Annotated in this window: 21 protein-coding genes; 1 reads left to right on the top strand and 20 read right to left on the bottom strand. The window is 60.4% G+C overall.

Annotated elements, in window-relative coordinates; genetic code table 11:
* The first annotated feature begins 395 nt into the window (after positions 1-395).
* Positions 396-830 carry an OsmC family protein gene (locus HMPREF3011_RS07430; protein ID WP_038628140.1) on the top strand — a complete coding sequence of 145 codons (435 nt, stop codon included), beginning with the start codon at positions 396-398 and terminating at the stop codon, positions 828-830.
* 80 nt (positions 831-910) lie between these two features.
* On the opposite strand, the gene holA is transcribed toward HMPREF3011_RS07430, so the two are convergent.
* The 20 genes from holA to HMPREF3011_RS07525 all read right to left on the bottom strand — a co-directional run.
* Positions 911-1,900 carry a DNA polymerase III subunit delta gene (holA, locus tag HMPREF3011_RS07435; protein WP_235191234.1) on the bottom strand — a complete coding sequence of 330 codons (990 nt, stop codon included), beginning with the start codon at positions 1,898-1,900 and terminating at the stop codon, positions 911-913.
* A gap of 65 nt (positions 1,901-1,965) precedes the next feature.
* Entirely contained in the window at positions 1,966-3,966 is a 2,001-nt protein-coding gene (locus HMPREF3011_RS07440; protein WP_070841349.1) for a ComEC/Rec2 family competence protein, read from the bottom strand.
* Positions 3,950-4,720, bottom strand: coding sequence for a ComEA family DNA-binding protein (locus tag HMPREF3011_RS07445; RefSeq protein WP_235191233.1), 771 nt, complete (start codon positions 4,718-4,720; stop codon positions 3,950-3,952). Before HMPREF3011_RS07445 ends, HMPREF3011_RS07440 begins: the two co-directional genes overlap by 17 nt.
* 126 nt (positions 4,721-4,846) lie before the next feature.
* Positions 4,847-6,208: a DegV family protein gene (locus tag HMPREF3011_RS07450; protein WP_038628128.1), complete on the bottom strand. Its 1,362-nt coding sequence runs from the start codon at positions 6,206-6,208 to the stop codon at positions 4,847-4,849.
* Entirely contained in the window at positions 6,198-6,905 is a 708-nt protein-coding gene (locus HMPREF3011_RS07455) for a histidine phosphatase family protein (RefSeq protein ID WP_038628127.1), read from the bottom strand. The genes HMPREF3011_RS07450 and HMPREF3011_RS07455 overlap by 11 nt, the downstream gene beginning before the upstream one ends.
* A gap of 2 nt (positions 6,906-6,907) precedes the next feature.
* Positions 6,908-7,366, bottom strand: a complete 459-nt coding sequence (rsfS, locus tag HMPREF3011_RS07460; protein ID WP_038628124.1) for a ribosome silencing factor — start codon at positions 7,364-7,366, stop codon at positions 6,908-6,910.
* 89 nt (positions 7,367-7,455) lie between these two features.
* The gene (gene nadD, locus HMPREF3011_RS07465; RefSeq protein ID WP_070841350.1) at positions 7,456-8,226 is read right to left on the bottom strand and encodes a nicotinate-nucleotide adenylyltransferase; all 771 of its coding nucleotides are present in this window, start codon (positions 8,224-8,226) and stop codon (positions 7,456-7,458) included.
* A gap of 21 nt (positions 8,227-8,247) precedes the next feature.
* Positions 8,248-9,591, bottom strand: a complete 1,344-nt coding sequence (locus tag HMPREF3011_RS07470) for a glutamate-5-semialdehyde dehydrogenase (protein ID WP_235191232.1) — start codon at positions 9,589-9,591, stop codon at positions 8,248-8,250.
* A 14-nt stretch (positions 9,592-9,605) separates the two neighbouring features.
* Entirely contained in the window at positions 9,606-9,758 is a 153-nt protein-coding gene (locus HMPREF3011_RS11215; RefSeq protein WP_038628121.1) for a hypothetical protein, read from the bottom strand.
* The gene (locus tag HMPREF3011_RS07475; RefSeq protein WP_038628118.1) at positions 9,759-10,472 is read right to left on the bottom strand and encodes a class E sortase; all 714 of its coding nucleotides are present in this window, start codon (positions 10,470-10,472) and stop codon (positions 9,759-9,761) included. It lies immediately after the preceding gene.
* 159 nt (positions 10,473-10,631) lie between these two features.
* Positions 10,632-11,981 (bottom strand): glutamate 5-kinase, encoded by a 1,350-nt coding sequence (gene proB, locus HMPREF3011_RS07480; RefSeq protein WP_049182044.1) that lies wholly within the window; start codon positions 11,979-11,981, stop codon positions 10,632-10,634.
* A 98-nt stretch (positions 11,982-12,079) separates the two neighbouring features.
* A complete protein-coding gene (gene obgE / locus HMPREF3011_RS07485; protein WP_038628113.1) occupies positions 12,080-13,594 on the bottom strand; it encodes a GTPase ObgE in 1,515 nt (504 codons plus the stop codon).
* Between the two features lie 257 nt (positions 13,595-13,851).
* On the bottom strand, positions 13,852-14,109 hold the full coding sequence (gene rpmA / locus HMPREF3011_RS07490; protein WP_016422312.1) for a 50S ribosomal protein L27: 258 nt from the start codon (positions 14,107-14,109) through the stop codon (positions 13,852-13,854).
* Positions 14,110-14,149: 40 nt separating this feature from the next.
* The gene (rplU, locus tag HMPREF3011_RS07495) at positions 14,150-14,458 is read right to left on the bottom strand and encodes a 50S ribosomal protein L21 (RefSeq protein WP_038628111.1); all 309 of its coding nucleotides are present in this window, start codon (positions 14,456-14,458) and stop codon (positions 14,150-14,152) included.
* A gap of 383 nt (positions 14,459-14,841) precedes the next feature.
* Positions 14,842-18,915, bottom strand: a complete 4,074-nt coding sequence (locus HMPREF3011_RS07500) for a translation initiation factor IF-2 N-terminal domain-containing protein (protein WP_038628108.1) — start codon at positions 18,913-18,915, stop codon at positions 14,842-14,844.
* Between the two features lie 570 nt (positions 18,916-19,485).
* Positions 19,486-19,896: a nucleoside-diphosphate kinase gene (gene ndk / locus HMPREF3011_RS07505; RefSeq protein ID WP_070841535.1), complete on the bottom strand. Its 411-nt coding sequence runs from the start codon at positions 19,894-19,896 to the stop codon at positions 19,486-19,488.
* A gap of 99 nt (positions 19,897-19,995) precedes the next feature.
* On the bottom strand, positions 19,996-20,511 hold the full coding sequence (locus HMPREF3011_RS07510; protein WP_016422309.1) for a DUF4233 domain-containing protein: 516 nt from the start codon (positions 20,509-20,511) through the stop codon (positions 19,996-19,998).
* Positions 20,508-22,028 (bottom strand): bifunctional tetrahydrofolate synthase/dihydrofolate synthase, encoded by a 1,521-nt coding sequence (locus tag HMPREF3011_RS07515; protein ID WP_187402572.1) that lies wholly within the window; start codon positions 22,026-22,028, stop codon positions 20,508-20,510. The genes HMPREF3011_RS07510 and HMPREF3011_RS07515 overlap by 4 nt, the downstream gene beginning before the upstream one ends.
* Before the next feature lie 209 nt (positions 22,029-22,237).
* Positions 22,238-24,973 (bottom strand): valine--tRNA ligase, encoded by a 2,736-nt coding sequence (locus HMPREF3011_RS07520; protein WP_038628102.1) that lies wholly within the window; start codon positions 24,971-24,973, stop codon positions 22,238-22,240.
* A 216-nt stretch (positions 24,974-25,189) separates the two neighbouring features.
* On the bottom strand, positions 25,190-26,163 hold a 974-nt coding region (locus tag HMPREF3011_RS07525), incomplete at its 5' end, for a malate dehydrogenase (protein WP_246821467.1).

Genomic DNA, 26,163 nt, shown 5'->3' on the forward strand with positions numbered 1-26,163 from the left:
GGCTGTTTCAGCGCTGCGCTTGCGTCGTGCGAGCACTGCTTTTACGCCGCGCTTGCACCGTGAAAGTTAACCGCTTTCTGCTATTTTCCGATTTTCAATTCGGAATGTGGCGGGAGGCGGTTTTTCTTATTTAATCCCAATGCGAGTTACTGACTGCGTTTATGTTTGGCGACGGCGGGCCGATGCGAGTTACTGAATGCGTTTATGACAAAAATGGCCTGAAAAATGGCTTGAAAGTGCTATAAACTTACACAGTTTCACATTTGCAGCCCGTTGGGCTGGCCGTGGACCCCGCCTCCCACACTGTTGGTTGTTGATTTCCATCGCTTCGGTTCCAGCACACCAACCTGCGGCCAGCACATGCGGACAGCACAATTTCTACAGGAAGGAAACTCATGCCGAAGACAACTTTCACGACCGTTGCGCACGCCCCTACCAACCTCGAAACCACGGTGACCTCTCGCGACATGAGCTTCACCCTGGACGAGCCGACTGACCTCGGGGGAACCAACAAGGGCATGAACCCGGTCGAGGCGCTGCTCGGAGCCCTCGGCGCCTGCAAGTGCATCGTCGTCCGCTCATTCGCCGCTGCCCAGGGCATCAAGCTCAACGATGTCAAGGTTGAATGCTCTGGTGTGCTCGACCCAGACGGATTCATGGGGAAGACCCCGGAGGCAAAGATTGGTTTCTCCGAGATCCACACCCGCTTCCACATTGATGCCGACAACACGAGGGAAGAACTAGTTGCACTCCTCGACTTTGTCGAATCCCACTGCCCGGTTCAGGACACGCTGTCTAACCCGGCTGCATCTTCCTTCGAGCTCGCATAGCGAAGAATCAACGTGACGTAAATGCGGCTAAGTATCGAGGCAAGTCACTGAACTGAAGCTCCCACGGGGACCCGAACTATTTAACGCCGATGGGACGAATACGCCAGCTCCGCGATACGAAGCACCGACTGTTCCAGCGACAGCTCCGGTGTCGACGAGGCTCCCTTCGTGTCCGCATCCAGCTGTGCCGCGACAACCACAGCGCGAGCAACCGCAGGGGTTGACCAGGCTGAAGCTAACCGCTGTGTTTTCTCCAACTTCCACGGCGGCATGCCATAGCGGTGGGCATCTCTACGCGCATTGACACCACGCGCGCCGTGGAGCCGAGCTACATCACCGACCATTCCCGTGATTGCAGCCGACAGCAGTGCCGGTGCCATGCCCAGCTGCAAGGCACGACGCATCTTGGCCAACGCTTCCCCACCGCGACCGCGCAGTGCTAGCTCGGCAATCTCAAAGCCCGAGACCTCCGCCGACGCGCCGTAGTAGGTGCGAACTGCTTCCGAGGTGACCTTGCCCGCAGTATCTGCACAGAGCTGGGAAATGGCAGTGGCCAACTCGCGGAGGTCCGAACCGACCGCATCCAGGACGGTATCAATGACGTCGCGACGCACCTTAACCCCGTGTGCAGCAAACTCTTCGCCGACGAAACCGGGCAAGTCGTTTCTCTTGAGCGGTTGTGCTTCGAAAAAGCGGACGCCTAGCTTACGCAGGTCAGCCACCATCTTCTTCTGACGTCCCTCACCGGTGTGAAGGAGAATCAACGTGATGCCCGGCGCGGGATCTTTAACAGAATCCATCAACAGCTTGGCGGGTTCTTTACCCGCATCCTGGCAGTCGGTGACAACCACAATGCGGTCATCCCCAAACAACGAGGGGCTGAAGAGCTCCACGGCATCGACAGTGGTCATGTCCCCTGCGCGGATGGTGGTCACAGGCACCGAGCGTCCGCCCGGATCGGACTCCGTTGCTGCCTGCGCGCGGACGGCAGCGACAATGGCGAGGCGGGCGCGGTCTTTCAGCAGCTCCTCTTTGCCCACAATCAAATTCACGGGTGCGACGGCGCTCAATCCCGACCTCTTTTCCGCGTTGATTCCTGCGACTGTTATTTCTAGCCTACGGGACAGCCCGGATTTCACCTCCCTCGCCAAACGTCACCATTCGAATAGAGAGCTTGTGGCCCATCTCGCTGTGGACACACCACAGGAATGTGCTCGGGGGTCATTACGATTTCTCGCACGCGCGGACCACACTCGCGGGCGACAAACCACTGCGGTGAGCTGCGTGTTTGGGGAACTCTGCCGCTCACGGCCTCAGCGATATACGAAGGGGACTCCACCACCACGGTTCCTGTCGTGGGATTATCAACGGCTGGATCGAGCCCCTGGGCATGCCATGTCATTTCCTCGGTGATTCTGAGGGCAATTCGGCACTGCCGGCTGAGCGAGGTTGGTGCAGAGCTGCTGTCCGGATTTCGCGCAGAGCGGTCTACAGAAGCGCCATGGCTGACGGGTCCTTCGACAGCGCCCGCGTGAATGAGAACAATCTGGTTTTTCTCAGCACAGGCGGCTAGCTTCCACCCCTGTGGGGCACGCGCAATATCGAGGCCGAACACCCAAATAACGGCATGGCTACCGGCTGCCAAGACAGCAGCACAGGCCCCAGCGCGAAGCGCAAGACGGGGCCACGCCCAAAGCGTCGTCAAGCATGTAAGTGTAAGCGTGCAGGAGACGACCAACGTGACCGTTCCAGTGGCGGGCGTGACGATATCTGCAGTAAGGCGTGCGACCTGATAGATCCACCACGCGCATGGTGCAGCACACCAGAGCAGAGCGCTGACCAGCCAATTGAGATGCAATGCGGCGGCAACGGCAGCGAGCGAACCAGCGATAGTAACGGGTGCGACGGCGGGCGCGGCGAGCAGATTCGCCAACAGTGAGATATGGCTGATTTCGCCGATGAGAAGCGCCAATACGGGCATGGTGACCACGTGTGCGGCAATCGATACGGCGACGGCGCGAACTACTGGGGCGGGCCAAGTCCCCATAACGGTGGTGGCGGACAGACGTCTGGCAAGGGGCTCGGCAAGAAGGACTAGCCCGGCGGTGGCTGCGACCGAGAGGGCGAAGCCCACTGATACCGATAGGTCTGGTGCCAGGAGAATCAACCCAATAATGCCAGCCGATAGCGCCGCGATCGCTTGGCCAGCTCGTCCTACGAGAATAGCCAACAGCCCAATGCAGCCGGTGACCACTGCGCGTAGCACTGAGGGTTCTGTGCCCACTATTGCTACAAACCCATACAGGGCAACCGTGGCGACTGCGACTCGCACTCGCGGTCCAGCCCAGGAGAAGACCGCCACGACAGCCCCGACAACAAGTGCAACGTTGGCTCCAGAGACGGCCGACAGATGTGAAAGCCCGGAAGCAGTCATCATGTCGCCGTCAGCGAGGGTGAAACCGCGCTCATCGCCGATGGCCATGGCGGGTATGAGGCGGGCGGGGCCAAAGGGGAGATTCTGCGCCGAGTCAAAGAGCTGCTGCCTCACGTCAGCGGCAAGCCCCTGTGGTGGCGCAATGACCTCAACATCTCCGCGTAGATTCAGCTGGATTCCGCTGATGCAGGGTTTGCTGGCCGCACGTATACCGGCTGTGGATTCAACTACGGTGTCTCTCGTGACCGACAACAGTGACTCGTCGCCAAAAACCGTCACCTGCCCAGGAAGACCCTCGATGCGCGCCTTTGCACTCGCCCCGAATTCGGTTGCTTTCGGCTCCGTGACCAGGCGCAACTGCACTTTCGCCATCCTGCCAATGTCGTGATGGAGCTCGTGGGCTCGGGCTCGCGCTATGCGGATTCGCGTGGCTACCGCAACGCTCGCCACCGACACAGCTGGCACCAGGATAGTGGCGATCGCTCGCCAGCCGGATGTCACCGCGCCTCTTCCCCATCGCCACGACCACCGCTGCCACGCCCACGGCAGCACCACCGCAGTCACGATTGCGCACGGTGCCACAACTATCGCCCATTCTGGGCGCATGATCACTGCCACCGCAGTCGCCCACGCCAACACCGCTGCTGGCACTAGCCGCACATCGAGCCCAGCACGAGCGCGCAGGTCAGACGGTGGCGACATCGCGCAGAGCCTCTACCTTCGCCGGGCCGATTCCCGGAACCTCCTCAAGTGCGTCGATACTCGCAAAAGGCCCGTTCTTTTCTCGAAAGTCGATGATTTTGGACGCCGTTGCGGGGCCGATTCCGGGCAATTCCTCCAACTGAGTAGCAGTAGCGGTGTTGATGTTGATCTGTCCGTCCGAGCCGCCCGGGCCAGCCCCGCCTGCAGCACCGGCGCCAGAACCGCCAGAAACATCGGCCCCGCCCTCCGCCGTCCCTGCTGGCAACGGCGCTGTCCCGACCACAATCTGTTGGCCATCAACCAACGGTGCCGCCAGGTTCACACTGGCAGGATTAGCCTCCGGTAAAAGCCCACCCGCACGCTCAATTGCCTCCACCACCCGCGCGCCCGCTGGCACCTCCACCACGCCTGGATTCACGACCAACCCCACCACCGACACAATCAACGGCCCCGCCTGTGCCTGAGCGTTAGTCTCCTTCCCCGGACCACCCGGCGTCTCCGCTGAGGTTTCGGTCGTCTCCGGTGTCGTCCCCGCGACAGCCGCGTCCTGCACCACTGGCATCTCTACCTGCGGCGACGACGGCCATAACACCGCCGCAATTGCTCCCAGGGCCAACACCGCAATCACAATGCACGCGGCCATCGCCACCCGCGGCGTCACCACCGTCCGGCGCACGGAAAAGTCCACCGCCATGCGCTTGTCTTGATCAATCGGCTCCAGGTAGTCCGCCAGCCGATTCCGCAAATTCGTCACGATGCGCACACTAGCGCCCCGCCCCACACCGCACTCCCGCGAAAGCACCTGTCGAAGCGTCATCTGTGGATAAAAAATGACCTGTGGAGGTTATCCACAGGTCACATCATCTGCTCAGTTCAGCCGCTATATCTTCGTCTCATCGCCGTCATCATCACGCTTGTCGCTTGACGACGACTCCTGCGATTTCTCCCCTTCGTTGCCAAATACAGCTCCCTCGGGATCGGACTTATCGCGCAGCGCCAAATCAGAGATAGCCTTCGCCAGGCGCTCAGCTTTATCCAGGGCTGCTTGGCGGTTCTCACTCCACGTTGGCAATTTAGAAACAGCCGTGGTGAAAAGCGGAATTCCCTGTTCATTAGTCACGACTGTGCGATGGATACGCTTATTGCGGTTGCGACTAGCCGCCGGATTCTCAACTACCTTCACCACAGCCTGATCGGTGATTGGTTCATCCGAGTCAGTGGTATCAGCAGTTTCAGCTGAACCAACGGAGCCATCCGCCCCTTCCATGTCAGCAGAGTCACCGGAATTGCCTATGTTCCCGGAATCATCTTCCACCGCGTCGGTAACCTCAGCTTCAACAGCAGCCGCGTCACTCTCCTCCACACTGTGGAGCAGCGCAGTTACTCCCATCTCTGCTTCAAAATCCATGGCATCCGAATCGATCGAGCCACCGGAAACCATGCCAACTGCATAGGCTCCCTGCCCGACATGAGCAGCAAGCGACTCCGGCAAATCCAGGATTCTAAACCGGGTATCGTCGGGTAGCTCTTCGGCAAGCATGGCCTGGAGCTCGTGGACGTCGTCAAGCGCGTCGGAATGATGCAGCAATACTGCAGGCGGACGGTTCGTCGATGACGCAGACCGCACCATCTTCGTGGCAAAATCCACCATCCGCTGCTTGACCTTCGCTTCTGTGCGGCACTTGGCGACGAGTGCCAGTGAGCCATCTTTAATGCCGACGATGGGCTTGATAGCGAGAGCCGTAGAGAGCATCGCTTGGCCCGCGGAGATGCGACCACCACGGCGCAGCGAATCAAGCTTTGGTACAAACAACCAGAGTCGATAGCGCTGCAGCACATCACGGGCTACATCGGCCACCTCATCACGACTGGCCCCGGCCCTCGCTGCCTTAGCTGCCGCGATGGCAGCGGCACCGACTCCAGCCCCTACGGTGTCGGTGTCGATAACGGTCACGCGGTCCAGTGCACCAGCAGCGGTGACAGCATTAGACCAGGTCGCGGACATTCCTTTGCCAAGATGCAGGGCAACAACGCCAGCGTCAGAGCCGTCCTGGTTGGAGCGTTCCAGCGCACGCGCATACGCGGCGCACAGCTTCAGCGGACTGACTGCCGACGTGGTGACGGCGTCTTCATTGATGTCATGGCCGATGGGAACCACGGTGATATCGAGCTTGCGGGCAACCTCGGGCATCAGGCACGCGGTGTCATCGACAACAATGCGAACGCGACCGTCACCGGGCATGGCGGCCCCCTGAAGAATCAGAAACCTGCGACTCCCGCGCGCGAACCTTCGCATTAAAAGCATTCAAGTACCAAGAGGTCTCACCATTGACGCGCGTGCGTTGCTCCATTTCAACCCACGCAGTGTTGCCCAGGCCGTTAAACGTGCTGAAATAGTCGCGCGGCAGCTGCAGCAGGGCTGCGGTAGCGGCAGCAATGGCACCACCGTGGGACACGAGCACAAAGGTGTCCGACTCCCAATCGGGGTTAGCTGCTAGCTCAGCAATGACTGCCAGCATTCGGTTGGAGACCTCAAAGCGGGTCTCGCCGCCCTTGGGTGCCCAGTTGAGGTTATGACGCCAGTGGTCACGCATACCGGGAAACGCGGAGTCAATCTCGTCATAGGTGCGCTCTTGCCATTCACCGAGGTTGGTCTCACGCAGGCGCTTATCAAAACTCAACTCTGCGCCGGTGGCCTCAGCTAGCGCGCGGGCGGTGTCAGCTGCCCGGGTCAGGTCGGAGGACACGATTTTTGTGATTCGCGGTTCAGCCTCCGCCAGGTACTGCGCCGCAGTACGGGCTTGCTCGCGGCCAACGTCGGAAAGCTGCGTGTCCAGCTGTCCCTGAATGCGACCGGTAGCGTTATACGACGTCTGCCCGTGCCGCAGCATAATCAGGCGACGTCGAGCGGCAACATGTGCCTCGCGTGAGCCCGCCACAGTTAAAACTCGTCCGTGTCCGGGTTTTCGGCAGCCAGCGGAATCTCGTCGATGGAACGAGCATGGCGGGCGAAATCTTCGCCGTCCTCGTTGCTCGGCTGCTCGACGCCTTCGACCTCGATGCGCGGGCAGTCGCGCCACAGTCGATCCAGGCCGTAGAAGTCGCGTTCTTCACTGCGGAAGACATGCACGACAATGTCGCCGTAATCCAGCAGCGCCCAACGTCCCTCACGGACACCTTCGCGGCGAACCGGCTTTGCGCCGAGGTCACGCAGATCGTCCTCAATTTCGTCGACGATTGCGGCAACCAGACGCTCATTGTCAGCACTGACCAGGACGAATGCGTCCGTAATCACCACTGGGCCAGAGACATCGAGAACAACGACGTCCTCACCCTTTTTGCTATCGGCGGCCTTAGCCGCGGCGGTCGCCAGCTCAATGGCGCGTGGTTGTGCAGTCACGAAAGACTTCAGCTCCTTGTGATTAAAAAAGTCGTGAAAAACAGCGTTTGTACTTGTAACTTACCGTCTCAGCGGGATTTTGCTAACTTTCAGTCGTCGGTATCGGACTTCGCATCCACCGATGCCGCACCCACCGGCGCCGTGTCCTCGGAGGTCGAGTTCACCGATGCGGGGCCCACAGAGCCAACTGTGCCCTCAGCAGACTGGTACAGACCACGCTTAGCGATGTACTGGACCACGCCATCCGGCACCAAGTACCACACAGGGCGTCCTGCCTCCGCCCGCTTTCGACAGTCGGTGGAAGAAATAGCCATCGCGGGAATCTCGATGAGGTGTAACCGCGAGGCGTCAATCCCCTCCAGGTCCTCTGCACGCAGGTGAACTCCTGGGCGAGTGACGCCGACGAACGTTGCTGCGTCGAACATCTCCTCCCAGTCCCGCCACGTCATAATCTTCTGCAGCGCATCGGCACCGGTAATGAAGAACAGATCCGCGTCGGGATAGATGACCTTCAAATCCCGCAGCGTATCGACGGTATAGGTCGCACCCGGCCGGTCAATATCAACCCGCGAGACCGAAAACTGCGGGTTTGACGCGGTGGCAATGACCGTCATCAGGTAGCGATCTTCGCTGTGAGAGACCTTTCGGCCGCGCTTTTGCCACGGTTCACCCGTGGGCACGAAAAGCACAAAGTCGAGGTCAAAACGATCTGCCACCTCGCTGGCGGCAACCAGGTGACCATTGTGGATGGGATCAAAAGTGCCCCCCATCACGCCAATGCGCTGCCGCGGCGCTTCCGCCGACTTTGCTGTCAACGCGGCATGTACTCGCGACCGCACACTTTTCTTGCGCTTAATCATGACTGGCACTTTACCTGGGCACTACGGACGAGTCTGTCCACGACCAGCCAGAACCCACTTGCTGCTGGTCAACTCCGGCAGCCCCATCGGGCCACGGGCGTGCAGCTTCTGAGTGGAAATACCAATCTCTGCGCCGAAACCATACTGCTCACCATCGGTGAACGCAGTGGAGGCATTGACGCTGACGGCGGCGGCATCAACGCGGTCGACGAACTCCTGGCACACTCCCCAGTCACGTGCAGAGATAGCTTCCGTGTGTCCCGAGGAGTACTCAGTGATGTGATCCGTCGCGGCCACCACACCGTCGACAATGCGCGCGGCAATGTCTAGCGAGAGGTACTCATCCGACCAGTCTTCCGCCGTCGCAGGAATAACCTCACCAGTCCACCCAGAGGCCGCCAGGTTATCGACATCGCCGTGGACCGCAACCCCCGCGTCGGCAAGCGCGTCCAAAATGCGCACCTGATCCTGCGTGGACAACGCCGAGTCAATGAGAACCGTTTCAGTAGCGTTACAGACGCTCGGACGGCGGGTCTTGCCGTTAATCATCAGCGCAATCGCCTCGTCAACGTCGGCAGAGGCATCGATGTAGATGTGGCAGTTACCGGTACCGGTCTCGATGGTCGGCACCGTTGCCTTCGTCACAACGGCCTCAATCAAACCGGCACCGCCGCGCGGAATCACCACGTCAACCAGGCCGCGAGCTGTGATGAGATCCTGCACTGAATCGTGGGTCTCACACGGCAGCAGCTGGACAAGGTCCTCCGGCGCATCGTGGTTGGCCAGCACCTCACGCAAAACCGCGACCAGCTGCGTGTTGGAATGGACAGCGGACTTGGAGCCGCGCAGCAAGGCCACGTTGCCCGACTTCAGCGCCAGACCAAACGCATCGACAGTAACGTTCGGGCGAGCCTCGTAGACCATGCCCATCACACCCAGCGGGACGCTGACCTGGGAGAGCTTAATGCCGTTGGGAAGAGTGCTTCCGCGCAGCACCTCGCCTACCGGATCCGGCAGAGCCGCAACCTGACGAAGCCCACCGGCAATACCCTCAACACGATCGGCGTCAAGACGCAGGCGATCCAGCAGGGAGTCACTAAAACCACGGGTCTTACCGGCCTCGATGTCCTTGGCATTGGCCACCAGAATCTCTTCAGTACGGGCAACCAGCGCGTCTGCTGCGGCCAGCAGGAGCTCGTTCTTGCGTGCCGACGTAAAGCGCGACAGCTCTCCCGCGACAGCCTTGGCACGCTGTGCCTTATCTAAAACCTCGGCGCGCTCAGCAGCACGCTCCGGGCTAAGAGCCGAATCCTCGGCAATGCCCTGTTGATTGGTGTTAGCAGTTTCGTTCGTTTGAGCAGTCATGCCTACCAGCATAACTAGAGTGAGACATCATTTGAGGGAATTAGCTCAGCAGCCCAAGGAAAGATGTAATTCATCAACAGCAGGAACACGATGACGGCAATCACGATGGTGATGATCGCTTTCACCCACCACGGCCCTGGCAGGGATCGCCAAAAAGCTGCGTACATCTAGTTGACCTCCTTGGTCTCAACACCGGCGAGAACCGCGTGAATAATGAGCCGATGAGTGTTGTCCCACTGCGGATGGCAGGTAGTCAGCGTAAGTAGAGTGGCGTCACCGACCGGATTGAGGACATCGGCCCGGTCCGGAGTGACAATGTGCTGGCCGGGAATCTCGGGGACGTTAGTTCCTTCTGGCACGCAGTCGAAGCTTTCCCCTGCGCCAGCCATACCGTCGACCGGCAATACCTTGTAGCGGTAAATAGCATCACGCGTCTCTACGGTGATGTCATCGCACGTCTGCAGGCGGTCAATGTTGTCAAAGGGAGCTCCGTGGCCATCACGGTGAGCGGCGTAAGAGCTGTTGCCCACCTGCCCCGGCAGGGCTGTGCCCGGATAATGGCCGGGGCCACTGCGCAAAACTTCCTGGGAGACACCTTCAAATACGACAAAATCGCTAAAACCGGCCTTCGGAGCGGAAATCAACGCCACCGCGGAGCCAGGCATCCAGGAGCCCTCAACAGCTGGCTCCGTGCCTTCTGGCGCCGGAGCTGGAGCCGACGCCGGTGTGGACCATGCCTGCTGCAGCTCATCACGAGCCTGCTGCTGAGCTTTCCCGGTCTCAAGACCAGACCAGTACAGCAGATAAAAGGCGAAGAGCGCCACCAGCACTCCAGCTGTCAAGAGCAACTCGCCGATGACGCCAATAATCTTCGATAACACACTTAGGATTATGCCCGAAAGTTCCTCACCCAGGCAGTCTGCACTCAGCCAGTCCTCCCCCAGCCAGTCCGCACTCGGCCAGTCTTTGCCGAGGCACCTCTATCCGGGCGCGCCGAGGTATGCGTCTTTAAGCGCTGCAGCTCTCAGCGCAACACCCTCCTAAGCGCGGGAAGCGAAATCCGACAGGTAGTCGGCATGGACGACAGGCTTCTGCATGTCATTCGGCAATTCTTCGGTGTGGTAGCCGATCATGCCCAGCAGTTCCTCGGAGTCATAATTGACCTCGCCGCGACCGATGACCTCACCACCAGGACCGATTAGATCGACGATGTCACCAGCGGAGAACTCGCCGTCAACCGAGGTAATACCGACCGGGAGCAGCGACTTACGCATGCGGGTTACGGCGTCGACCGCACCGGCGTCCAGGCGAAGCAGCCCCGAGCTGTCCGCTGCGTAGAGCATCCAGAACTTCCAGGCGCTCAGGCGGTTGTCCTTCGCGGCGAAAGCGGTTCCCACATCTGCTTGGTCCAGTGCTCGCTCAATGTTGGACGCCGAAGTCAGCAACACCGGCACACCCGCACGCGAAGCCAGACGTGCGGCAGAGACCTTCGAGGCCATACCACCGGTGCCCAGCGCACCGCCGTCACCAGCGATAACACCACGCAAGTCGTTACCGCTGCGCACCTCCGGCACAAAGGTTGCACCTGGATCGGCCGGGTTGCGGTCGTAGAGGCCGTCGACGTCGGAAAGCAGAATCAATGCATCGCAGTACGCCAGGTGACTGACCAGCGCGGCGAGGCGGTCGTTGTCGCCGAAGCGGAACTCCGAGGTCGCGACCGTGTCGTTTTCGTTGACAATTGGCACCGCGCCCAGCTGGCGCAGGCGGTCGATAGTGCGCTGGGCGTTGCGAGCACGCGAACGCACACCTGCATCGTCCGAGGTCAAAAGCACCTGTGCAGAAGTGCGACCATACCGCAGGAAGGAGCGTCCCCACTCCTGTGCCAGGCGCACCTGCCCCACAGCCGCAGCCGCCTGCTTGGTCGCTAAATCAGTGGGACGCGAAGTCAGCCCCAGCGGCCCCATTCCGGATGCCACCGCACCGGAGGACACAACGATGACATCGCTAATGCCCATACGCTTCTCCAAAGCATCGGCGATGAAGTCGATGCGCTCGGGATCGGTACGACCGTCAGATCCGGTCAACGAGGAAGAACCAATCTTCACCACGACACGCTTCGCGGTCCGAATTGCCTCACGAGTCTCGGAATCGAAACCGCCTTTGGTTCCCGGAGATAAATTCTCAGTCGCCTTTTCAATCTCAGCGACGGTGGACTCGGAATTGTCGTGAAGCAGCTCGTCGACCTCCTCACGGGAAATCGGCGCGTCCGATTCAGACTTCGGCGCGGTAGCTACCGGGGCATCTAATACATCTGCTCCAGTGACGTCAACATCGTTGGCAACGGTGTCGGAAGGGATAACTGACTCACTCATTTCACTGATGGAAAACATGACGGTCTCATTTAATTCTGACCATATAATTGTTTAAACAATCAATGGCAAAATGCAAGTTTGAAGTCTTCGCTTGCCGACGACGCTGGCGCCCGCGCCTATGAATACCGGTCGCGAATAGCCTCTTCGCCATCCCCGAAATCGTACTCGTCAATCAGACCACGGCGGGCCTGCGATGCACGCTTACGCTGCTCGGCGCTGGTGCGTTCGTTGACATAGAGACGATCGTCGGTACCACGACCACTCGGCACGAAGTCATCGGTGCCCGCGACCTGCTGCGGGTACCACTCGAAGGTGAGATAGGAAATCGTCACCGGGCAGCCAACTGTTGCCCCAGCCTTTGCCAGGGCATCTTCAACACCAAGCTTGGCCAGGCGGTCAGCCAAGTAGCCGACTGCCTCGTCGTTTTCGAAGTCCGTCTGGTTAATCCAGCGCTCCGGCTTACGCCCACGCACAATGAACCCGTCTGGGGTATTCGGATCGCGTTCGATGGTGAAGTCCGCGCCTTCGCGCTTTTTGCCACGCACCCCTTCCGGACGGATGACCGCACGGGGCTCCTGCTCTGTCGGCAACGGATGCGCCTTGCGGTAGGCGGCGATCTGATCCTTCAGGCCGTAGGTCAGCTCCTTGAGCCCCTCGTGCGTCACCGTGGAGATCTCAAAAATTGGCCAGCCGAACTTCTCCAGTTCCTCGCGCTGCATGTCAATCATTTCGCGAGCATCGGGCAGGTCAATCTTGTTCAGCACGATGACGCGGGGACGCTCTGCGAGATCCCCAAGCCCCACGTCGGCCTTCAGCACCGACTGGTAGTTGGCGAGTTCCGTCTCCAACGCCTTGATGTCAGAGACCGGATCGCGGTCGCCCTCCAGAGCAGCAGCGTCAACCACATGCACGAGAACAGCACAGCGCTCAATGTGACGCAGGAAGTCCAACCCAAGTCCACGGCCTTCAGAAGCCCCCGGGATAAGACCCGGCACATCTGCGATGGTGAAGGACTCGTAGCCAACGTTGACTACACCCAGGTTCGGCTGCAGCGTGGTAAATGGGTAGTCACCAATCTTCGGCTTAGCAGCGCTCAAGGTGCTGACCAGCGACGACTTTCCGGCCGACGGGAAGCCCACCAGTCCAACGTCTGCCATGGATTTGAGCTCCAAGACAAGATCCTTGGCCTCACCTGGCTCACCGAGGAGAGCAAATCCCGGCGCACGGCGGTTCTTGTTTGCCAGCGCTGCGTTGCCCAGGCCACCGTAACCGCCCTCAGCGGCAATGAAGCGGGCGCCCTTACCGGTCATGTCCGCCAGCACTTCCCCATCCTCGGTCATCACAACCGTGCCCTCCGGCACTCCGAGAACCAGATCCTCACCACGAGCGCCGTTGCGGTGATCGCCAGCGCCCGGCTTACCGTTGGCAGCCTTGATATGGGGGTGGAAGTGAAAGTCCATCAGAGTATGGATCTGGGGGTCTACCACAAGCACAATGTCGCCACCGTGGCCACCGTTACCGCCGTCGGGGCCACCCAGTGGCTTGAACTTTTCACGCAGCACCGAGTTACAGCCGTGACCGCCGTCGCCGGCCTGCAAATGCAGCACGACACGATCTACAAAACGAGACATAAAATCACACACACTTCCGAGCGGAGAGCCATCTTCTAGTGCCTGGAGTAATGCCCTAATTTAAGCGAGCCGACGGGCAGAAGTCTAGGCGGTAACAAAACGCTGCCTCGCAACCTAACGGCGCGAAACAGGACATAAACAACAAAAGAGCCGATTACCTTTCGCAGTGGGAAAGGAATCGGCTCTTCTGCAAGGCAGTTAAACCTGCCTCAAATTCAACGTTGCAGTAATCCTATGTGGACAACCGAAGGTTGTTCTTAGGAGTTGTTCTCAACGATGCTGACAATGCGGCGGTTGCGGCGGGTACCGAACTCGACTGCGCCTGCCTTCAGAGCGAAGAGAGTGTCGTCGCCGCCACGGCCAACGTTCTCACCCGGGTGGAACGAGGTACCGCGCTGACGAACGAGAATCTCGCCTGCCTTAACCTGCTGGCCGCCGAAGCGCTTCACGCCGAGGCGCTTAGCTTCGGAGTCGCGGCCGTTGCTGGTGCTGGATGCACCCTTCTTAGTAGCCATGATTTTCTCCTAGGGAAAAGCTAATTGGAATTTCGGCGGTTTACTTGGAGACGCCGGTGATCTTCAGAACAGTGAGCGGCTGACGGTGGCCGTAGCGGCGCTTGTAGCCAGTCTTGTTCTTGTAGTGCATGCCGCGGATCTTCGGGCCCTTAACGGCCTCGACGATCTCTGCGTTAACGGTAACGTTGGCAAGCTTGTCGGCATCCGCAATGACATCTGCGCCATCGACGAGCAGAACCGGGGTGAGAGCCACGGACGAACCCGGCTCACCCTCGATCTTCTCGACCTTGACGAGGTCACCTTCGGCAACCTTGTACTGCTTGCCGCCGGTCTTGACGATCGCGTACATAGGAGGGCTACCCCTTTATCTGAGAAACTCGACTCAAGGAATCTTTGTAATTCCTTGACTGGACAATGGAATTGCGATTAGTTGCGTGTGCAGAACACTTCAGGGACATACCCGAAAGCCAAATCCGAGTAGATTTCCCCGCTCTGGCCGTTTCCTTACCGCCAGCGCCTCAAGCACCAGTGGGCATGACCAGATACGCCTACTAATCAGCGACTGGTCAAGAGTAGCGAAAAATCCCCCTAAATTACAAACTGCCCGAGTAGGACCCTGTCCCCCATTGGTTTTCACGGTCTTCTCGGGCAGTTTCCGAAGCCACTTTCCACCCCCTGCTTTAGGGAACGAAAAACAGCCTCCTATCTGGCCTTATTCCAAATTTTTAATACTTAGTTCCGGCCGCTTCGGCGCACCGCACGACGCACTCGGCGGCGACGATTGGCCGGTTTCTTCTGCGTCGCCGCAGCACCGCGATTAGCCTGCTTCTGCTCTGGCTTAGTGGCGCGGTTTGAAGTGCCCTGTCGCTGCTTCGGCGCAGTCGCTCCAGCATCGCTTTGCGACGAGACCCTGCGCACCGCCCGACGGCGATTACGGCGAGCTCCCGTGCCCTGGACCGCTACCACTTCAACCCGCGACTTGCCCGAGCGACGGCCACCGCCACTGCGGTTGGCGCTGCGGTTGCTGTCATCGTGGTTGTCTTTTGCACGATCTCCGCCCTTGCTGCCTTCAGCGTCCGCCTTTGGCTTAGTGGACTCGAAGTCCTCGCGACGCGGTGCGCGATCCGAGCGGGAGTTACCGCGAGTCGGACGACGACGACGTGGGGAACGCTCGAACGCCTCCTTGGCCTCCTCATAGGTCTGGGACTCCGTGGCCACAGCCTTGGCGGTCTTGTTAGCGTTGCCGCCCTTGTCATCCTCGGCTGGCTCCCGCACATCTGTGGTGGAAGCTGCCTGGGACTCGGCCTGAGGCGCAGTGGTCTCATTCACAGCCGTACGGCGAACAGCGCGACGACGGCGACGTCGAGCACTGGCGCTGCTGGAGCGTTCAGCGTCGCCACGGCCTCCACCGGTGCCACCGTTATCGGTACGCTCGGCACGCTCAGCACGAGTCGGGCGCTCCGAACGCTTGCGGCGATCGCCATGTTCTTCGTCGCGGTCATCAGCGTCGCGTGCAGCCGAATCAACGGCGACATGCTCCGCTACCCGGCGACGCGTAGCCCGACGGCGGCGGCGCTGTCCCTCCTGCGGCATGTAACGGTCATCCGATGGCTCTTCCGGATCCTTCGCACGGGCTTCCGCAACAGCTGCGGCAGCCAGAGCAGCCAGATCATTGGAGTTGTCCGATTGCTCATCACGCTCGCGGCGCTCCTGACGGCCATTGCCGTCCTGTCGCTGCTCATCGTTTCGGCCCTGGCTCTTACGAACCCGGCGACGACGCGGTGGCTTCGGCTCATCGTTCCCAGAAGAGACGATGACAGCTTCGACAGCAGCTGCAACTCGCTTGTCGGCTGCCTCCTTATCGCGCTGGTTGGTTTCCGTGTCGTCGTCAAGCGTTGTCTTGGAAGTGCCTGCCTGGTCGCCCTGATCGCGGTGCATGGCCAGCGCCGCCGGGTGGTTGGCCGGATTGTGCTCCGAGCGCGACTTGTTGCGGCGCTTGGACTTACCCTGCTCTTCGTTGCGGCGACCGTTCTTGTGACCACGGCTCTGATTGTCCTGCTCGACCGGGTCGATGTGGATAATCAGACCACGGCCATTACAGCAGCTACACGGCGTGGAGAAGGTCTCCAGCAGGCCTGTGCCCAGACGCTTGCGCGTCATCTGGACGAGGCCGAGCGAGGTGACCTCGGAGACCTCGTGACGCGAGCGGTCGCGGCCGAGCGCCTCCTTCAGACGGCGCAGCACCAAGTCCTGGTTCTCCGGCAGCACCATGTCGATGAAGTCGACGACAATCATGCCGCCCAGATCGCGCAGACGCATCTGGCGGACGATTTCCTCAGCGGCCTCCAGGTTGTTGCGAGTGACCGTCTCTTCCAGGTTTCCGCCAGCACCGGTGAACTTACCGGTGTTGACGTCGATGACCGTCATGGCCTCGGTGCGGTCGATGACCAGCGTGCCGCCCGAAGGCAGCCAGACCTTGCGGTCGAGTGCCTTGGCCAGCTGCTCATCGATGCGGAAGTGCTCGAAGACGTCAGCGTCGCCGTGCTCCTTGGCGAAGTAGCGCTGCAGACGCGGCTCCAGCTCCGGTGCCAGGTCGCCGATGTAGTCCGTCACTGTGTTCCACGGACGGTCGCCCTCCACCACAAGACGCGAGAAGTCCTCGTTGAAGACGTCGCGGACGACCTTGACCAGCATGTCCGGCTCTTCGTACAGCGCAATCGGCTTTGCCCCGCGCTTCGCCTTCGCCGCCTCGGAGGCTTCCCAGATTTCCTGCCACTGCGATTCCAGGCGCTTAATGTCGGCCTCGATGGCCTCCTTGGACACGCCCTCGGCCGCGGTGCGAATAATCGTGCCCGAGCCCTCCGGCGTAACCTCACTCAGAATCGACTTCAGGCGCTTGCGCTCCGGCTCCGGCAGCTTGCGGGAAATACCCGCGCTTCGGCCGCCCGGCACGTACACCAGGAATCGACCAGCCATCGAAATGTGAGTGGTCAGACGCGCGCCCTTGTGACCAATCGGATCCTTGGACACCTGGACCAGAATCTGGTCGCCGGCCTTCAGCGCGTGTTCAATCTTGCGCGAACGCGATTTCGTGCCCAGCAGCTTCCAGTTCAGGTCACCTACGTAAATGACACCGTTGCGGTCGGTTCCGATATCAATGAACGCCGCTTCCATGCTGGGTAGGACGTTCTGCACGCGACCGAGGTAGATATTGCCGATCTGCGTAGTCTGCGTGTCAGAGGTAACGAAGTGCTCGACCAACAGGTCATCTTCCAGCACACCCACCTCAGTGACAATGCCCGCGTGGTCATGGCGCTTGCGCTCACGCACCACCATCGTGCGCTCCACCGACTCACGGCGAGCCAGGAACTCAGCCTCCGAGATCACGTGGCGCTTGCGCGATTCCTCACGACGTTCGATACGGCGACGGCGCTGCGCCTCCAGGCGAGTCGAGCCCTTAATCGCCTGTGGCTCTTCGACCTCCTCGCGGGTCTCCGCCTCCTCGCGCTCTGCGTTTTCGGTGGTCTTCTCCGCCTGCTGAGCATCATCATTACGACGCCCACGTCCACGACGGCGACGGCGCGGCCGCGGCTGACGCTCCGTTTCGCTTGACGACGAGCCGTCCTGCCCCTCCCCCGCGTTGTCATCGGAATCCTGGTTGGAGGCACCGCTGTCAGCCGAAGCTGCATCCTCGGTGGCCGAATTCTTGGCCGTGGCCGGCACAGCCTGCGGAGCCAGGAAGATAGGCGCAAACGCGGTCTGCTCTTCCGCAACCGGCGGCTCCGGGACTATCGGCGGCTCGATGTCCTGCAGGGCTTCGCCCTGAGTTGCCTGTGTATCCTGCGGTCCTTGCGCTTCCTGAGTTTCCCGAGTCCCCTCTGCCACTGGAGCGCTGGTCGTGCGGACCGCACGGCGAACTCGGCGACCACGACGTGTGGTCACTGCAGCGCTCTTTGCAGCAGGTGCTTCGGCGGACGCTTTCTCAGCGGAAGTTTTCTCAGCGGTCTCGGCTACGGTGTCGGCAGTATTCTTATCTGCAGCCTTCTTCGATGACGACTGAACTACAGCCTCAACCGCTTCCTCGACGACCGAGTTCGAGTCCTTCTGCTCGTCCTTCGCTGCGGTTTCTTCCGGAGCTCCAGCGGTCTTCTTCACAGCCCGCTTACGCGTTGCCCGCTTCTTAGTCGTGCTCTTCTTCTCGTCGCTCTGCTTCTCTTCAGTCTGCTTCTCTGCGCTCTGCTTTGCCGAGGATTTTTTAGCCGAGGCCTTCTTGGCGTCCTTCTTCTCGGTCACTTCCTCAGCAGGCGCTGCGTCCGACTCCGCTTCGCTCTGAGCTGCCTTCTGGTCGGCCTTCTTTTCTGCCTTCGGCGCATCCTTCTGGTCGGCCTTCTTTGTGGCCTTCTTCGCAGCCGACTTCTTGCTGCTCTTCTTAGCAGCTGATTTCTTCTCGGACTTAGCTGCGGTTTGCTCGTCCGACTTCTCATCCGCCGCGTTCGGCTTACCTGCCGACTGTTTTTCCTTCGCGGCCGACTCTTCGCCGGTTTGCTTGGTCGCAGCGGATCCGTCGTTAAGCGAGGCACCCTCTGGATGATCGCCGATGAAATTCAGCACCGCGTCGAGCTGATTTTGATTAATGGTGGACGCAGCGGACTTTACAACAATCCCCGCGTGTCCCAGAGCTTCGATGGTTTCCTTCGAGGTCAACCCCAAGCTCTTGGCCAGGTGGTGGACTCGGGTTTTCAGAGCCGCCGACTCGCGATCAAATTCGCGTGCCTTAGCGACAACATCCTGGCTGAAATTTGCCACTGTATTTGTTTCTCCTTGACACCCCACCACGCAAAACCCGACAACAGGAAGCGCACTCTTTGTCATTCCATGTGCGCCTACATCCGTTGTGGCCTTGGGAACCAGGCGGAGCAACGATGTTGCGACAGCCACTTCATTTGCACCATACGCGCAGATAGAGGGCCGAAAACGATGAACAATTATGAAAGTCTTATTGGCAGGCCTTCCGGCTGACTCGGGGATTCAGCGATCACATGCGGAATATCTCATCCACCGGAGCGAACTCCCGGGCACAACTGCTGCTGTCCATTGTCGCACATATCGAGCAGGTGGCGCGCACCGACATTGGTGGCGGCGGGCCAATCCGAGTTACTGACTGCGATTATGACAAAAATAGCTCGAAAAATGGCCGAAAGTGTCAGAAACTCGCACAGTTTCACATTTGCAGCCTGTGCCCGCATTCACACGTACAGCCCGCTGAAGGGCCACCCCACGGTCGTCGACAAGCAAAAAGCGCCGGACCGGCAAACAATTGCTTGCTCAGTTCGGCGCCAGTTCAACGCTTACGGGTCAATGCTGAACCGTCAACGTTTAGAGGTTCGGGAACCAAATACCAATCTCGCGCTCAGCGGACTCCGGGGAATCAGAACCGTGAACAACGTTGTTAGCAACCTCAAGTGCGAAGTCACCGCGGATGGAGCCCGGAGTTGCGGCCTCAACCGGGTTGGTGCCGCCAGCGAGCTGACGCCAAGCAGCGATTGCGTTCGGGCCCTCGATAACACCAGCGACCAGCGGTGCAGAGGTGATGAAATCAACCAGCTCACCAAAGAACGGCTTATCGACGTGCTCTGCGTAGTGCTCCTTCGCAGTTGTCTCGTCAGCAACACGGAGGTCAAGCGCGACCAGCTTCAGGCCCTTGCGCTCGATGCGGGAGATAACTTCGCCGACCAGACCGCGGGAAACGCCGTCCGGCTTGATCAGAATAAGAGTACGTTCAGTCATGGTGTGCATCATACTATGACAAACCCCGCTGCACCGGAGTGGTGGTGCAGCGGGGTGAAATGTGCAGCGTAACCCAGCGCGACTACGAGCGCGGGAAATCTACGAGTGCTGGGTGGTCAACAGACCGCGCTCCATACGCTGGATGAGGTTCTTCCGCAGGTGCAGAATGTAGGCCCACACTAGTGCGAAGAAGATACCCACCACGCCCATCGACACGTGTGTGAAAATAGCCAGCACACCAAAGACCTGCAGCACAATGTTGGCCTTCAGCGCCCAGGGCTGCTTCTGCAGGAAAGCCATCGCAATCAGAGCCAGGCCCAGGATGGTGATGTACGTAACCGAGAAGGTCTGGTTAATCTGACCGTCGGGAATGCGCGTAACCACAGTCAGACCAAGCAGCACCGAGATAGCCTGCATAATCAGCGTGCCGGACATAACACCGCGCAGACCCTTCAGCGGGTCCTTAGCCGGATCGTGTCCCGCACCGAGCGGGCCATACTTGCCGCCTTCACTCAGGTCACGCCCCTCGCGGTAGGCGCGCAGGGCCTCGCGGTCGGCAGCGGTGTAATCCTCCGCGCCATTGCCCTGTGGCTGGCTCGCCTGAGATTCACTCATTGCGGGTCCTTTCCAAATAGTGTCCGGGCCTCGCCCGCGGTAACAACCGATCCAGTGACGATCACACCGGAACCAGAGACAATACCGTCACCGGTGTCGGTTTCTTCAGCCAGCGCGACAGCTAGCTCAACGGCGGACGGCAGAGTTGGCACGCGATGCACGCGCTCCTCGCCGAAAATCTCCTCCGCAAGGTCAGCCAGGTCGTCGTAGTGCAGCGCACGCGGCGAGGTGTTCTGGGTGATTACCACTTCTTCGAAGTACGGCTCCAGCTCCACCAGCAGCCCACGAGCATCCTTCTCCCCCAACACCGACAGCACACCAATGACACGGCGGAAGTCGAACTCAGCGGAGAGCGCCGTGCGTAGCGCACGGGCACCGTGAGGATTGTGGGCGGCATCGATAAACACCGTCGGGGTCGAACGCACGCGCTCCAGGCGGCCGGGCGATGCGACCGTCGCAAAGCCTTCGCGAACCGCATCAATGTTGAGCGGACGTCCCGGACCTGCGCCGAAGAACGCCTCCACCGCGGCCAGCGCTGTGGCGGCGTTGCGCGCCTGATGCGGACCGTGCAGTGGCAGATGGATGTCGTCATACTCGCCGGCCAGGCCCTTGAGCGTTAGGTTCTGCCCGCCGACCGCCAGCTGATGGCTGACGACGCCATACTCAACCCCAGCGCGGGCGACCGAGGCATCCATTTCCACGGCACGGCGCAAAACGACGTCCATTGCTTCCGGTTCCTGCTCGCCAACAATGGCGACATTGTCCGGTGGTGTGAGCAGGTCGTCCTTGTTCCACCGCGACTTGATGATGCCGGCCTTCTCAGCAGCGATTTCAGCCAGGGTATCGCCGAGGTACTCCGTGTGATCGAGACCGATCGGGCAGATGACTGCCACGTCGGCCTCCACCACGTTGGTCGCATCCCATGTGCCGCCCATGCCGACTTCCACCACGGCGACATCGACAGGAGCGTCGGCGAAGGCAGCGTAGGCCATGGCCGTGAGGACCTCGAACTTGCTCATCTGCGGGCCGCCCTTTTCGGCGGACTTGGCGTCAACCATTTCCACGTAGGGCTGAATCTCGCGCCAGATGCGCACGTAGTCGCGTGGATGGATGGGCTGGCCATCAATGGCGATGCGCTCGGTAACCAGCTGCAGATGCGGACTGGTGGTGCGACCAGTGCGCCGACCGAGAGCTCGCACCAGCGACTCAATCATGCGAACAGTGGAAGTCTTGCCATTAGTGCCGGCAACGTGAATCACCGGAGTGGCACGCTCGGGATGTCCAAGGATGTCCATCAGCATCTCGATCCGCTCGAGTGATGGGTCAATCTTGGTCTCCGGCCAGCGCTGATCCAGCTCGGCTTCCACCTCTGCGAGCGCGCGCAGCTCCTCGGCGGTGGCCTCCAGCGGAGCCGGCTCGTTGACTGGGCGGTCCACATCGACCGGCAGGCTCAGGCCTTCCTCGGACACAGAGACCTCACTGAGGCGCATGTCATCGGGCATGCGGTCATCGGCCATCACACCGGCGATTTCGCGAGGCTCAAGGTCCTCGACGATCTGGGAGTCAGCCGGATCGAATTCGAACTCAGGCGCTGCGGTGGACTCTTCTCGCACCGCAGACTCTTCCTGCGCCACCGAATCGTCCTCGCCGCCAAGATTCAAACGAATCTCCCCTGCAATCTCATCGTGTGATTCAGCACCCCGAGGTTCGATATCCCGTGGTTCGGTCATGCCTGCGGAAGTCCCTCCAAACGAGCCTTAATGCGGTCAATTTCCTCCAGTGCGAACTGGTGGCGAGTCTTAATCTTCTCCACGACTTGCTCCGGAGCCTTGGACAGGAAGGCCTCGTTGCCTAGCTTCTTTTCGGTGCCGGCCAGTTCCTTCTCGGCCTTGGCCAGGTCTTTTTCCAGGCGCTTGCGTTCAGCGGCCACGTCGACGGTGCCGGAGGTATCCAGCTCGATCAGAACCGTGGCCTGAGACAGGCGCACCTCAATGGAAGCGGTAGCGGTGAATCCATCCTCCGGTGCCTCAGCACGAGCCAGCGAACGAATCATCTCTTCCTGAGCAGTCAGATCAGCATCCGCCAGGTTCATGCGTGCCGGCACGCGCTGCGACGGCTTCACACCCTGGTCATTGCGGAAACGACGCAGCTCGGTGACCAACTTCTGGGCATCGGCAATACGACGTGCGGCAACCTCGTCGACAGCAGCGCCGTCGGTGGTCATGGTGGCATCCGGCCAGGCGGAAATAACCAGAGAGTCCTCGAAGCCCTCCGCGCCGTCGGTAAGCGCCTTCCATAGCGTCTCCGTGACGAACGGCATGGACGGGTGCAGCAGACGCAGCAGCGTATCCAGCACGCGGCCGAGAACCAGACGAGTGGAGGCTGCGCGGGCGGCCTGCTCCTCGGTCATGGTCTCGCCGTCGTTCAGGCGCGGGAAGTCAACCTTGGTCATCTCCAGGTACCAGTCACAGACCTCGTCCCATGCGAAGTGGTAAAGGGCCTCGTTGGCCTTGGAGAACTCGTACTTATCCAGCGCAGCGTCAACCTCGGCGCGGACCTGTTCCAGGCGGTCCAGGATCCAGCGGTCGGTGTCGGTGAGCTGGTCGCGGTCCGGCAGCTCGCCCACGTGGGCCCCGTTCATCAGCGCAAAGCGGGTGGCGTTGAACAGCTTGGTAGCGAAGTTACGGGAGCTCTGAGCGGCGTCATTACCGACCGGCAGGTCAGAGCCCGGGTTAGCGCCACGCGCCAGCGTGAAGCGAAGTGCGTCCGCACCGTAGTCGCGGACCCAGTCCAGCGGGTCAATGCCATTGCCGAGAGACTTCGACATCTTGCGACCCTGCTCATCGCGGACCAGACCGTGCAGGAAGACATCCTTAAACGGCACCTGCGGACGACCGTCGCGCCCCTTACCCAGCGGTGAATCAGCCAGGGTGGCAGCAAAGGTCGAGAACATCATCATGCGCGCGACCCAGAAGAACAGAATGTCATAGCCGGTGACCAGTACAGATGTCGGGTAGAACTTCTCCAGCTCTGGGGTGGCTTCCGGCCAACCCATCGTGGAAAACGGCCACAGCGCAGACGAGAACCAGGTATCCAGCACGTCCGGATCCTGCGTCCAGCCCTCGCCCGTCGGAACCTCATCATCCGGGCCGACACAGACGACCTCGCCATTCGGGCCGTACCAAATCGGGATGCGGTGGCCCCACCACAGCTGGCGGGAAATACACCAGTCGTGCATGTCATCGACCCAATCGAACCAGCGCGGCTCCTGCGAAGCTGGGTGAATAACCGTGTCGCCCTCGCGAACAGCATCGCCAGACATCTTGGCCAGCTCATCGACCTTAACGAACCACTGCAGGCTCAGCAGCGGCTCAATCGGCTCACCCGAGCGCTCCGAGTGACCGACCGAGTGAACGTACGGGCGGACCTCCTTGACAATGCGCCCCTGCTCACGCAGCGCCTCCGTCAGCGCAGTACGGGCTTCCGCACGATCCATGCCGTCGAAACGCGTACCAGTGTTGAAGATACGGCCAGTGGTATCAATGACCTCCGGCATATCCAGGTCGTGGCGCTGGCCCATGGCGAAGTCATTTGGATCGTGTGCCGGCGTGATCTTCACCGCACCGGTACCGAACTCGCGGTCCACATAGTCATCGGCGATGACCTGAATCTTCAGGTCCTCGCGGAACGGGTGGTCCAAAACCTTGCCCACCAGGTGCGTGTAGCGCTCATCCTCCGGGTGCACGGCAATTGCCACGTCGCCCAGCATCGTCTCCACACGAGTCGTCGCCACAACAATGGAGTCTTCCCCATCGCCGTAGCGGAAGGAGACGAGCTCGCCTTCAGCGTCCTCGTACTTGACCTCAATATCCGAGATTGCGGTCTGCAACACCGGAGACCAGTTGACCATACGCTTGGCGCGGTAGATTAGGCCGCGGTCAAACAGTTCCTTAAAAATCGTCTGAACCGCACGAGACAGCCCCTCGTCCAGAGTGAAGCGCTCACGGGACCAATCCAGGGAGTCACCAATCTGGCGCATCTGGTTGCCGATACGTCCGCCGTAATCGTGCTTCCACTCCCAGACCTTCTCCACGAACTCCTCGCGGCCATAATCGAAGCGGTCCTTGCCTTCGGACTCCTTCAGCATCGCCTCGACCTTGGTCTGCGTTGCGATCCCCGCGTGGTCCATACCCGGCAGCCACAGCACCTCGTAGCCCTGCATGCGCTTACGGCGCACCAGCGCATCCATCAAAGTGTGGTCCAGTGCGTGGCCCATGTGCAGCTGACCCGTCACATTCGGCGGGGGCAGCACAATAGAGTAAGCCGGCTTGGAGCTAGACGGATCAGCCTCGAAATAGCCAGCGTCTACCCAGCCCTGGTACAGGTCCGACTCCACGTCAGCCGGGTTCCACGACTTGGGCAACTTATCTGCTCTGTTTAGGTCCACGTTGTTCTCAGTCACGCGTCACATCTTAGCGCCTTGCCCGGATTTGTTTTTCCAGGGGCTTTACGACGACCCTTGCGCCCCAACCCATATCTGCTATCGGCGACTTACGCACCGCCGAATTCAAGCTTTACTCACTCCCCGAGCCCATCCGCGATTACCGCAGTAAATGAAAAGGTGCCCTCTTGCGAAACCATCACAAGAGGGCACCTTTAAACAGGCGTTAAGCGGCCCTTAGACCAGCAGATCCTTAACTGCGTCGCGCTCTTCGCGCAGTGCCTTGACGTTGCGCTCGATGCCAGCGCGCTGCACCTCGGAGAGATCCAGGCCCTCAACGCGAACCCACTCGCCGTCCTTGGCGTAGCACGGAACACCAGCGACCAAGCCCTCGTCGATGCCGTAGGAGCCGTCGGACGGAAGTGCGACAGAGACCCACTCGCCCTCTGGGGTACCCGTGACCCAGTCACGCATGTGGTCAACTGCGGCAGCTGCAGCGGAAGCTGCGGAGGAGGAACCGCGGACCTCGATGATTTCTGCGCCACGCTTGGCGACGCGCGGGATGAAGTCCTGCTCGACCCATGCAGCGTCAACCTTGTCGGAGACCTTCTCGCCTGCAATGGTGGCGTAGGTGATGTCCGGGAACTGGTCTGCGGAGTGGTTACCCCAGACGATCATGTTCTTAATCTCAGTGGTCGGAACACCAATCTTTTGCGACAGCTGGGACAGGGAACGGTTGTGGTCCAGGCGCATCATAGCGGTGAAGCGCTCTGCCGGGATGTCCTTAGCGTGGGAAGCGGCAATCATGGTGTTGGTGTTAGCCGGGTTGCCGACAACCAGAACCTTGATGTCGTCTGCTGCGTGATCGTTCAGTGCCGCGCCCTGCGGGCCGAAGATCTTGCCGTTGGCGCCCAGCAGTGCGGAGCGCTCCTCACCCTTGCCACGCGGCTTTGCACCGACCAGGAATGCGGCGTTGGCACCGTCGAATGCCTTTGCCGGATCATCGGTGATGTTGATGCCAGTCAAAAGTGGGAAGGCGGAGTCAAACAGCTCCATGGCGACGCCTTCGGTGGCGTGCAGCGCCGGAGTGATCTCCAGCAGGTTCAACTCAACCGGGGTCTCAGGGCCGAAAACCGAACCGCTGGCAATGCGGAAGAGCAGGGAGTAAGCGATCTGTCCGGCGGCGCCGGTAACTGCAACCTTTACGGGAG

The organism is Corynebacterium sp. HMSC074C04 (assembly GCF_001838295.1).
In the GTDB taxonomy this organism is placed as follows: domain Bacteria; phylum Actinomycetota; class Actinomycetes; order Mycobacteriales; family Mycobacteriaceae; genus Corynebacterium; species Corynebacterium amycolatum.